Annotated in this window: 10 protein-coding genes; 5 read left to right on the top strand and 5 right to left on the bottom strand. The window is 71.1% G+C overall.

Annotated elements, in window-relative coordinates; translation table 11 throughout:
* Window positions 1-263 precede the first annotated feature (263 nt).
* The 5 genes from AOK01_RS22620 to AOK01_RS22640 all read left to right on the top strand — a co-directional run bounded on the left by AOK01_RS22620 (window position 264) and on the right by AOK01_RS22640 (window position 4,792).
* Window positions 264-788, top strand: coding sequence for a DUF1453 family protein (locus AOK01_RS22620; RefSeq protein WP_055514557.1), 525 nt, complete (start codon window positions 264-266; stop codon window positions 786-788).
* Window positions 785-1,936 (top strand): sensor histidine kinase, encoded by a 1,152-nt coding sequence (locus AOK01_RS22625; RefSeq protein ID WP_055514559.1) that lies wholly within the window; start codon window positions 785-787, stop codon window positions 1,934-1,936. Before AOK01_RS22620 ends, AOK01_RS22625 begins: the two co-directional genes overlap by 4 nt.
* Entirely contained in the window at window positions 1,933-2,610 is a 678-nt protein-coding gene (locus AOK01_RS22630) for a response regulator (protein WP_055514561.1), read from the top strand. Before AOK01_RS22625 ends, AOK01_RS22630 begins: the two co-directional genes overlap by 4 nt.
* 104 nt (window positions 2,611-2,714) lie before the next feature.
* Entirely contained in the window at window positions 2,715-3,203 is a 489-nt protein-coding gene (locus AOK01_RS22635) for a DUF485 domain-containing protein (RefSeq protein ID WP_055514563.1), read from the top strand.
* Window positions 3,200-4,792, top strand: a complete 1,593-nt coding sequence (locus AOK01_RS22640) for a solute symporter family protein (RefSeq protein WP_055514564.1) — start codon at window positions 3,200-3,202, stop codon at window positions 4,790-4,792. Before AOK01_RS22635 ends, AOK01_RS22640 begins: the two co-directional genes overlap by 4 nt.
* Before the next feature lie 28 nt (window positions 4,793-4,820).
* On the opposite strand, the gene AOK01_RS22645 is transcribed toward AOK01_RS22640, so the two are convergent.
* The 5 genes from AOK01_RS22645 to AOK01_RS22665 form a co-directional block, all read right to left on the bottom strand.
* A complete protein-coding gene (locus tag AOK01_RS22645; protein ID WP_055514567.1) occupies window positions 4,821-5,501 on the bottom strand; it encodes a response regulator in 681 nt (226 codons plus the stop codon).
* On the bottom strand, window positions 5,498-7,195 hold the full coding sequence (locus AOK01_RS22650; RefSeq protein ID WP_055514569.1) for a sensor histidine kinase: 1,698 nt from the start codon (window positions 7,193-7,195) through the stop codon (window positions 5,498-5,500). The genes AOK01_RS22645 and AOK01_RS22650 overlap by 4 nt, the downstream gene beginning before the upstream one ends.
* A gap of 72 nt (window positions 7,196-7,267) precedes the next feature.
* Window positions 7,268-8,218: a ferredoxin family protein gene (locus AOK01_RS22655; protein ID WP_055514571.1), complete on the bottom strand. Its 951-nt coding sequence runs from the start codon at window positions 8,216-8,218 to the stop codon at window positions 7,268-7,270.
* Between the two features lie 52 nt (window positions 8,219-8,270).
* On the bottom strand, window positions 8,271-9,530 hold the full coding sequence (locus tag AOK01_RS22660) for a citrate synthase (protein ID WP_055514636.1): 1,260 nt from the start codon (window positions 9,528-9,530) through the stop codon (window positions 8,271-8,273).
* A gap of 246 nt (window positions 9,531-9,776) precedes the next feature.
* Window positions 9,777-10,940, bottom strand: a complete 1,164-nt coding sequence (locus tag AOK01_RS22665; RefSeq protein WP_055514573.1) for a citrate synthase/methylcitrate synthase — start codon at window positions 10,938-10,940, stop codon at window positions 9,777-9,779.
* Between the last annotated feature and the right edge of the window lie 18 nt (window positions 10,941-10,958).

Raw genomic sequence — 10,958 nt, forward strand, 5'->3', positions numbered from 1 at the left:
GCAGCGGCCTCGCCCCATCGGGCAGCTGATCGTTCCTTGAGGGCGTATGTGCGGGGGTGAGGGCGTGCGTGCGGGCGGGAGGATGCGGGTCGTGAGGGATCACGCGGGGATCGTCTCCACCCGTGGGTGGAGAGCAGTCGTCTCCCGGATCCACCCATGATCCACCCTGGCTCCGATCTGCCGGCCGGTCCGTTTCCGTAGCGTCGAAGGTGTCGACAGCGCCCGCTGCCGACACCTTCCTTTCTTCGTTCACGGAGGCCGCGATGTCCGGGTTTGTCGATGCCCTGGCGATTCTCGCCGTTGTCATCCTGGTGGTCGCCCGCCAGTTCCGCACCCGGCGGATGGCGGAGGACAGGCGTTGGTGGGTCGTGCCCGTGGTGCTGTTCTTTCTCGCCGTGCGCGAGCCCGGTCTGATCGACCCCGGCCATCGGACGGCATCGGCCGTCCTGCTCGGCGCCGAACTTCTCATCGCCCTGGCCACCGGCCTCGGCTGGGCGTGGACCACACGCGTCTGGGCAACGCAGGACGGAGCGGTGTGGAGCAGGGGCAGCAAGGCCGGCGTGCTGGTCTGGATCACCGGCATAGCCCTGCGGGCGGCCCTGATCGGCCTCGGCGCCGCGTTCGGTCTCCACCAGGACACCTCCGCCCTGCTCCTCGGGCTCGCTCTGACACTGCTCGCCCGTTCCGGCATCCTGGCCTGGCGGGCGCAGGGACTGCATCCGGTGAGCGGACAGGGCGCGGCATACGGTGAAGACGTGCCCCAGCCCGCGTGGAAGGAGCGTGTGTGACGGAGAACGTCTGGCAGCGCTGGCCCTCCCGCGAGGCACTCTCCCGAGCGGGAGTGCCCAGGCCCCGGCGCGCACTGGACGCGGGCGCGCGGGTCCTCGTCGGCGGGGTCCTCCTGTGGACGACCTTCGCCGACAGTGACCTGCACGGCTGGAGCGTCGCGGCTGCCGTCCTGGGCGTCCTCGTGGGCGGATTCGGGATCTGGGGATTCAGGAGGACCACGCTCGATCACCGGCTCCTGCCCTCACTGGGGCTGCTCGTGCTGCCGTTCGCCGCCGCGATGGTGGCCCACAGCGCGGATCTGCGAGTGCTGGCCCTCGTCCTGTGGTGCGTGTGCGGCATCACCGCCATGGAGCGGTTGCCCCTCGTGGCCGCCCTGCCCGCCACCTCCGTGGCGCTCGGGGCGTACGCGGTCGTGGATCACGACGGCCGGCCGGCCACCGTGGCCACGACCGGAGGGATAGCCCTGCTCGGCTATGTGCTCCGGCTGGATGCCGAGGCCCGTGGCAACGCCCAGCGACTGCTCGCCCAGGAGCGTGCGGCGCGTGCGGCCGAAGCGGAGTCGGCTGCGCTGGCGGAGCGGGCCCGGATCGCGCGGGAGATCCACGACGTGCTGGCGCACAGCCTCTCGGCCCAGCTCGTGCATCTGGAGGCGGCCCGGCTGCTGATCGAGAGAGGTGCGGAGCGGGACCAGGTCCTCGACCGGGTCGTGGCCGCACGCGGGATGGCCCGGGAGGGACTCGCCGAGACCCGGCAGGCGCTCTCCGCGCTGCGCGGTGAGATGTCCCCGTTGGAGGAGTTCCTGAGCGAGCTCGTCGCCGAATCCGTCGGTGCCGAGGTCACTGTCACGGGTGAACGGCGGCCACTGCCGGCCGAGGTGTCCCAGGCGGCCCGCAGGGTCGCTCAGGAGGCCCTGACGAACGTCCGCAAGCACGCGCCGGGCGCCAAGGTCCGCATACGGATGGACTACGGCCCACACGAAGTGACGCTGAACGTACGGGATTCGGGGGCGCCGCCGGGGGAGTTCGCACACACCGGCGCCGGATACGGTCTGCTCGGGATGCGGGAGCGCGCCGAGCTGCTGGGCGGCTCGCTGGAAGCCGGACCGTACGAGGAGGGGTTCATGGTGACGCTGAAGGTGCCTGTATGACGGGGGACGACGGAGCACCGGCCCGTGTCGTGGTGGCGGACGACCAGACCGTGGTGCGCGAGGGCATCGTGATGCTGCTCGGCCTGCTGCCGGGAATCGAGGTCGTCGGCGCGGCCGCCGACGGCAACGAGGCCGTGCGACTGGTGGCCGAGCTCGACCCTGACGTGGTGCTGATGGACCTGCGCATGCCCCGCTGCGACGGAGCCGAGGCGACCAGACGCATCAGGTCCGCGTACCCGCGGACACAGGTCGTCGTGCTCACCACGTACGCGGACGACGAGTCGCTGTTTCCCGCGCTGAGGGCGGGCGCCCGCGGCTATCTCACCAAGGACGCGGGAGGCGAGGAGATCGTACGAGCCGTGCGGAGCGTGCTCTCCGGGGACGCCGGGCTCTCGCCGGCCATCCAGCGACGGCTGCTGGAGCGTCTGTCGGAGCCGGAGCCCACCGTGCCCGCGCAGGAGGCTTCGGACGGGCTCACCGCGCGGGAGGCGGAGGTGCTGGCGCTGATCGCCGACGGCCTGACCAACCAGGAGATCGCCCGCAAACTGCATGTGTCCACGGCCACGGTGAAGACCCACATCAACAACCTCTTCGCCAAGACGGGGCTCAAGGACCGTGCGCAGGCCGTCCGTTACGCCTTTACGAGGGGACTTGTGCGCCCACCAGGGGGGTGAGTCACCTGATGGGGTGAAGTGCGGGGAGAGAAGAGTCAGGGATCTTCCCGTTCTGTCCATCCTTGGGCGCGCGGCCGAAACGGGCCGCGGACAAGGAGAGTCCGGTGGAGAAGCACGACGGTCCCGACCCCGCAAGGGTCCGGATCGACGACCCCTGGTACGACGCGCTCGCCTCCGGGTGGGGCGAGTTGGACGGCACGGGCGCGCCCGCTCCTGTCGTGCCGCCCGCGCGCGGAAGGCAGGAGGACCGGGGCACCCGTGCCGCCGACATCTATCTGGAGGTGCAGCGCAGTGCTGCCTTCCAGGAGGTGCGCAGTCGGTATCGGAGGTTCGTGATCCCGGCCGCCGCCGTCTTCCTCACCTGGTACGTGGCCTATGTCGTGACGGCGACCACGGCGCCGGCCTTCATGGCGCGGCCCGTCGCCGGGGCGGTGAACGTGGCGATGGTCGCGGGGCTCGGACAGTTCCTCACGACGTTCCTCCTCACCTGGGCCTACGCGCGGCACGCACGGCTGCGCCGAGATCGCGCCGCGCTCGATCTGCGCTGGGACACACAGGAGCTGACGCGCGCTGTCGCCGGTGGTGAGAGGTGACCGGGAACCATCAGACGCTGGCCCTGCTGCTGTTCAGCGTGTTCGTGGCGATCACTCTGGGGATGACGACCTGGGTGAGCCGTCATCGGCATGGTTCGGCGGAGGAGTTCTATGCGGGCGGTCGGCTCTTCTCGCCGATGGAGAATGGTTTTGCCATCGCGGGCGACTACATGTCGGCCGCCTCCTTCCTCGGTATCTCGGGGCTGATCGCGCTCTTCGGCTACGACGGGCTGCTCTACTCGGTGGGCTTTCTCGTCGCCTGGCTCGTCGTGCTGTTCCTGGTCGCCGAACTGGTCCGCAACTGCGGGCGGTTCACGCTCGCCGACGTCGTCGCCTCCCGCATGCGCGAGCGGCCGGTGCGGATCGCCGCGGGAACCTCCTCGGTGACCGTGTCCGTCCTGTATCTGGTGGCGCAGATGGTGGGGGCGGGCAGCCTGGTCGCGCTGCTGCTGGGAGGCACGAGCGAGGCGGCGCGGACCTGGACGGTCATCGGGGTCGGCGCGCTCATGGTCGTCTATGTGTCGTTCGGAGGGATGCGGGCCACCACGTGGATCCAGATCGTCAAGGCGGTGCTGCTCATGGGCGGAGCGATCGCGTTGACCGTGCTCGTCCTGATGCGGTTCCACGGGGACTTCAACCAGTTGCTGCGTACGGCGGCGGAGCGGAGTGGGCACGGGAATGCGTTCCTCGCGCCGGGGCTGAAGTACGGCGGGGACTGGACGGCACGCCTCGACTTCATGAGTTTGGGCCTCGCACTGGTGCTCGGCACGGCCGGGCTGCCGCACATCCTGTCGCGCTTCTACACGGTGCCGACCGCGAGGGCCGCCCGTCGCTCGGTCGTCTGGTCGATCGGCCTGATCGGCGGGTTCTACCTGATGACGATCGTGCTGGGGTTCGGGGCGGCGGCGATCATCGGCCCGGATGCCGTACGGGGGTCGAACGCGGCCGGGAACACGGCGGTTCCGCTGCTGGCCCTTGATCTGGGCGGCGGCGCGGGTTCCACCGGAGGAACGGTTCTCTTCGCGGTCGTCGCCGCGATCGCCTTCGCCACGATCCTCGCGGTGGTCGCAGGCATCACGCTCGCCTCCTCGGCGTCCGTGGCCCACGACCTGTACGCGTCGCTGCGCGGACGGCATGCGAAACCGCGCAGCGAGGTGGCCGTGGCGCGGACCGCCGCGGTCGGCATCGGGGTCGTGGCCATCGCGCTGGGCCTGCTCGCGCGCGACCTCAATGTGGCGTTCCTCGTGGGGCTGGCCTTCGCGGTCGCCGCGTCGGCGAATCTGCCCGTCCTGCTGTACTCGCTGTTCTGGCGGAACTTCACGACGCGCGGCGCGGTGTGGTCCGTGTACGGGGGCCTGGTGCCGGCGTTGGTGCTCGTGGTGCTGTCGCCCGTGGTGTCGGGCAGTCCCGCCTCGCTGTTCCCGGGCGTGGACCTCCAGTACTTCCCGCTGGAGAACCCGGGCCTGGTGTCCATCCCGCTGGGTTTCCTCGCGGGCTGGCTCGGCACGGTCACCTCGCCCCAGCCGCCGGACCAGGCCAGGCACGCGGAGACCGAGGTGCGGGCGCTCACGGGAGCGGGGGCGGTCTGAGGCGGTCGGTCCCGGGCGGGTGGTGTTCTCAGGTTCGGGTCGCCCAGACATAGCGGTGTTCGGGGCGGCCCGCGTCGCCGTACTTCAGGCTCAGCGTGGCCCGTCCTGTGCGTTCCAGGAGCTTCAGGTAGCGTTGGGCGGTCTGCCGGCTGAGGCCGGTCCGGTCGGCGATCTCCTGGGCGGACAGGGGGCTTTCCGAGTTCACCAGAGCCCGGCGTACGGCCTCCGCGGTGGTGGGAGAGTGCCCTTTGGGCAGATCCGGTTCGGTGCCCGCCGACAGGGCCCCGAAGATCCGGTCGACCTCGGCCTGTTCGGCCTCGCCGCCGCCGTCGAGGGTGCGGCGCAGCTGGGCGTAGGCATCGAGTTTCGCGCGCAGCCCGGCGAAGGCGAACGGTTTCACCAGGTACTGGAGGGCGCCGTGCCGCATCGCGGCCTGGACCGTGGTGATGTCACGGGCCGCCGTCACCATGATCACGTCGGTCTGGTGGCCACGTCGCCGCATCTCCTGGACGACCGCGAGACCCGTCTCGTCGGGCAGGTAGTGGTCGAGCAGCACAAGATCCAGCTGGGGCAGTGCTTCCAGCTGCCGCAGTGCATCCGCCGCCGAGTGGGCCTCGCCCGCGACGTGGAAACCCGCGACCTTCTCCACATAGGCGGCGTTGATCCGGGCGACCCGGACGTCGTCGTCCACGACCAGTACCTCGATCATCGCGGCTCCTCCTCGGCGGTCGTGGTGGCTCTCTCCGGTGCCGGCACCGGAGCGGGTGCGGGCACCGGCTCGGCTGTGAGCCCCGGTTCCGCCAGCGCCTCCGGCAGTACGATCGTGAATTCCGCGCCCCCGCCCTGCGCCTCGGCGACCCGCGCGCTGCCACCCTGCCGTTCGGCGAGCCGACGTACCAGCGAGAGGCCGATACCGCGCTTGCGGTGGGCCGGCGGTTCCTTGGTGGACCAGCCCTCCGTGAAGATCAGCTCACGTTGCCCGACGGGAATCCCCGGCCCGGTGTCCCGCACCTTGAGTACAGCCGTACGCCCTTGCGCGCGCAATTCGACCTCCACGCGTGCGTGGAGGGTGCCCGCGACGGCGTCGAGCGCGTTGTCGACGAGGTTCCCGACGATCGTGACCAGTCCCCGGGCGTCGACCAGCCGGTCCGGGAGCAGCGTCCTGTCGGAGATCTTCATGGCCACGGCCCGTTCCGCCGCGACGGTGGCCTTGCCCACCAGGAGGGCGGCGAGCAGCGGGTCGTGGATCTTCTCGGTGACCTGTTCCGCGGTGGCCCTGTGGTCGCCGACCACCTCGCCGACGAACTCCACGGCATCGTCGAACATCTCCAGTTCCAGCAGGCCGAGCAGGGTGTGCATCCGGTTGGCGTGCTCGTGGTCCTGGGCGCGCAGGGCGTCGATAAGACCGCGGGTGGAGTCGAGTTCACGGCCCAGCTGCTCCAGTTCCGTGCGGTCCCGCAGCGTGGCGACGGCGCCCCCGTCGTCGGTCGGCATGCGGTTGGCGACCAGGACCCGCTGTCCGCGGACTGTGAGCAGATCGGTTCCGTCGACGGTTCCGGCCAGCACATCGGTCGTACGTCCCTCGCCGAGCGCCGTGCCGAGAGGCTGCCCCACGGCTTCGTCGCCGATGCCCAGCAGCCGGCGCGCCTCGTCGTTGAGCAGCCGGATCCTGCCTTCGTGGTCCAGCGCGACGACGCCCTCCCTGATGCCGTGCAGCATGGCCTCGCGTTCCGCCAGGAGCCCGGCGATGTCGGAGAAGGCCAGGTCACGGGTCTGGCGCTGCACCCGCCGTGAGATGAGATAGGCGGCCAGCGCGCCGACGGCCAGCGCCCCGCCCGCGTAGGCGAAGAGCCCGGGGATCGCGTGGATCAGGCGGGCCCGCACGCTGTCGTACTCGATGCCGACCGAGACCGCGCCGACGATGTCGCCGCCCGCGTCGCGCAGCGGCACCTTGCCGCGTGCCGAGCGGCCCAGCGTGCCGTTGTCGATCTCCATGACCTCCCGGCCGGCCAGTGCCTGCCGGGGGTCAGTGGAGACGCGCTCCCCGATCTCGGCGGGGTGGGTGTGCGACCAGCGCACGCCGCGCATGTCCATGATCACGACGTACTCGGCCCCGCTCGCCCTGCGGACCCGCTCCGCCTCCGCCTGGACCGGCCCGTCCGCCGAGGGGCGCGTCGACGTCAGCTCCTCGGCGAGCTGTGGCCGCGCCGCCGCGGTCTGCGCGATGGCGAGCGCGCGGCGCATCGCCTGGTCGTCCAGCTGGTCACTGAGCGGCGCGAGGAACAGACCCGTCGCGAGTACGGCGACCCCGGCGGCGATCGCCACCTGCATCAGCAGCACCTGCGAGAACATCCGCCTCGGCATACCGAGGCGGAGCCGGCGGGCAGGGGCAGTGGGGCTCATACCCATGACGGTACGGGGAGCGGCGCGCGGGGCTGTAGGGGGTGTGGCGTGGATCTCGTTCGGAAGGCCTGGTCAGCGGGTCGCCGGGCGCATGGCGGCGGTAGGTGACAGCTCGCGTACCGCCGTCACGTCCATCCGGGCCGGGGAACCGAGAGCGGAGCCGCAGCTCTCCGCCCGGGGCGGCGACGAGGCACCCTGGGCGACCGTGACGAGCCAGTGGCGGCCGTCCGTGTGGGCGATCGTCACCTCCCACCGAGGTGCCTCGCCCTCGGTGCGGACCACGCTCAGCGCGCCCGCCGCGTCGACGCACGCCGCCGTGCGCACCGCCAGCTCGGCGGCCTGGCCGGGGCGGTCCCAGGCGGAGCCGCCACGGCATCCCTCGGTGACGACACGCCCTTCCCGTACGCCCTGGAGGACCTCCTTGACGGCGTGGGCCTCGGCACGCCCGTACGCGTAGCCGAACGGCAGCACAAGAAGAGTGGGCGAGAAGCGGTGGCCCCCCAGGTGCGTGACCTCCCACGCGCCCCGCACTCCGGAGGCGGCGAGTTCGGCGGCGAGGGGGCGGCCGAGCAGGGCGCAGCACCGGTCGCGCTTGCCGTTGGTGCACACGAGGGCGAGCGGATCCCCGGTGTGGGGGCGGCCGTCGAGCGTGGTGTCGAAGGTGGCGGGCAGGCCCCTGCCCAGCTCGGCGAAATCAAGTGTGAGCAGTTGCTCGGGGTCTGACGTGGTGGCGTTGCGCAGCCATACGTTTCCCGGAGTGGTGTGGGCCGCGTACACCTGCCGCTCGGCGACCGTGTGGCAGTCCGCGTGGCGCCCCGGGCGGCGTATCAGAGCGATGCGGACGCCGGTGCCCTCGGCTGCCTGCTCCAGGGCGCGGCCCAGCATGGGATCCAGGTGGCTGGAGGTCAGCGCGTCGGCCCCCCAGGGACCGGGCTGTTCGACCAGCAGCCACGTCCTCGCCGTGGCGGCGGTCCCCGCGAGGGGCTCCGCCAGGTCTCGGGAGACCTTCGCGCACGTACTCACAGAGGTGAGCCTAACCTGACCTGATCCTTGGTGGCCTCTGGGACGGGTGGTGTCACTGCTCCGGAAGTGGCTGAGGTGGCCGTTCGCCGACGTAGTGCCCGCTCGGGCGCATCCGCAGGGGGGCCTCGCCGTACTCCTCCAGGATGTGGGCGATCCAGCCGGCCGTGCGGGCCACGGCGAAGATCGTCTCGCCCGCCGAGGCGTGCATGCCGGACGAGGCCGTGAGGACGGCGAGGGCCAGGTCGACGTTGGCGTGCAGTGGGACGTGGCGGGCCGTTGTGGCCACGACGTCGCGAGCCGCCGCCAGGGCGGGAGCGGCGTCGGGGATCTCCTCCAGGAGAGCGAACAGCGCCCGCGCGCGCGGGTCCTCACCGGGGTAGAGGCGGTGACCGAGGCCAGGGACGCGACGTCCGGCGCGGAGTTCGTCGGAGATCACCGGGGCCGCCGTGCCGCGGTCGAGGACGTCGAGGAGCATCCGGTGGGCCAGGCCGCTGGCCGCTCCGTGGAGGGGGCCTTCGAGGACGCCGAGGCCCGCCGAGACGGCGGCGTACGCGTGGGCGCGGGCCGAGGCGGCCACCCGGACCGCCAGCGTGGACGCGGCCAGGTCGTGGTCGACGAGCAGCCCGAGGGCCGTGTCCAGGGCGTGCAGGGCTGCCGTCGAGGCTTCGCGTCCGCTGAGCCGGGCCCACAGGCGGTGTGCCAGCGGACCGTCGTCGCGATGATCGTGGCGCTGGGGCGGCAGGGCGGCGACGAGCGTCGGGATCAGGGTGCGGGCCGTGCCGAGAACGGCCTCTTCGGAGAGGTCGAAGCGCAGCGGATCTGCGGTCGCCGCCGCGACGGCGGCCACCCGGAGCCGGTCGGTGGGGCCCGTGTGCTCGGGCAGCGAGTCGACGGCGCGGCGGGCCACCGCGACGGATGCCTCGGGTGCCGTGAAGGTGGCGCCGGGGCGCAGGACGCCGGTCCAGAGCCACTCCGCGACCTCTTCGTAGGAGTGGCGCGCGGCGAGCTCGGTGGCGTCGACGCCTCGGAAGTAGTAGCGGTCCCGGTCGATCAAGGTGATCCGGGTGCGGACGGAGAGCGTGCCGCCGGCCGGTGAACTCCCGGCCGGCTCACGCCTGTTGCGGCGCGCGAGGGCTTCCACCTCCTTGGGGTCGAAGGTGCTGCCCCGGCCACCCGGGTTGCTCCGGCTGCTGAGCCGGCCGCGGCTCACGTACGCGTACACCGTCTCCGGTTTCACGCCGAGCAGCTCGGCGGCCTCTCTGGTGCTGATCCGCCGTCCTTCTTGCGCGGGGGCCTCTTCTTGCTCCCTCATGGGCGTCACCGTGATCACCGTATCTGCGAGTTTCATATTGATTGGATCAATATTAACAAGAGTCGGAGTCAAGCATGGACAGTCCCCAAGCAAGTCCAGGGAAGCAAGCATGTCGATCAACCCGACGGCTCCGCGAACCGGTCCAGCGCCGCAACGTCCTCGCCCCGGTCACCGGTCGGCCTGCCGCCGACTGGCGTCTCGCCACCGACGGCCGACTGATCCTCGGTCCTCAACCGTCTGCGCGAATCAGGGCACGGGCACAGCGATCGGCGGTTCCGGCCCTACGTACCGCGCCACCGGGCGGATGATTTTCGGATCCTCCGCCTGTTCCAGGATGTTCGCGCTCCAGCCGACCACCCGTGCCGCAGCGAATGTCGGAGTGAACATCTCGCGGGGCAGACCGCACAGTTCCATGACCACGCCCGCATAGAATTCGACGTTCGTGTGAAGTTCACGGCCGGGCTTGAGCTCCGCCAGAATCGCTTCCACGTGCTGTTCGACCTCTGTCGCGAAGTCGACCTGCGGGCCGCCGAACCGCTCCGCGATGCCCCGGAGCATGCGTGAACGAGGATCCTCGGTGCGGTAGACGGGATGGCCGAAACCCATGATGCGGTCGCCTGCGAGAACGCGTTCGCGGATCCACGGGTCGATCCGGTCACGGGTGCCGATCGCGTCGAGCGTGTCCAGCGCACGGCTCGGAGCGCCACCGTGGAGGGGTCCCGAGAGTGCTCCCACCGCGCCGACCAAGGCGGCGGCCACGTCTGCTCCCGTCGACGTAATCACCCTCGCTGTGAACGTTGACGCATTGAACCCGTGGTCGATGGTCGAGATCAGGTACTGCTCGATCGCCCTCGCCCGGTCCGCGTCCGGCTCCGAGCCTGTCAGCATGTAGAGGTAGTTCGCGGCATACGGAAGATCCTCGCGGGGCTCGATCGGCTCCAGCCCTTGTCCCAGGCGGTGGAGAGCTGTCAGCAGTGTCGGCACGGCTGCCGCGGACACGATCGTGTCGTCGCGGCGCTGGTCGGCGTCAATGTCATACACCGGGCGGAACCCCTTCGCGGCCCCGAGCAGTGACAGCGCGGTCCGCAGACCTGCAAGTGGGCCGGAGCGGCCGCTCGCCGCAGCGACGGCGGGCAGCGCTTCCCGTACGCCGGCGGGCAGGCTGCGCAGTTTCGTGGTGTGGGCGGTGAAGGCGGACAGCTGTGCTGCGTCCGGCAGTTCACCGTGGATCATCAGGTGCCAGACGTCCTCGAAGCTGCGGGTGTGCGCGAGGTCCACGGCGGAGTACTGGCGATAGTGATAGAAGCCTTCCAGCCCCCTGACGTCCCCCAGTCGAGTGGCGGTGACGACGACGCCCGCGAGTCCTGGCGGTACGTCGAGGGTGGCGGACGCGGTCCGGTTGATCGGCATGTTCCCTCCTTGAACTTG

This window comes from Streptomyces aurantiacus, assembly GCF_001418335.1.
GTDB classification, from domain to species: domain Bacteria; phylum Actinomycetota; class Actinomycetes; order Streptomycetales; family Streptomycetaceae; genus Streptomyces; species Streptomyces aurantiacus.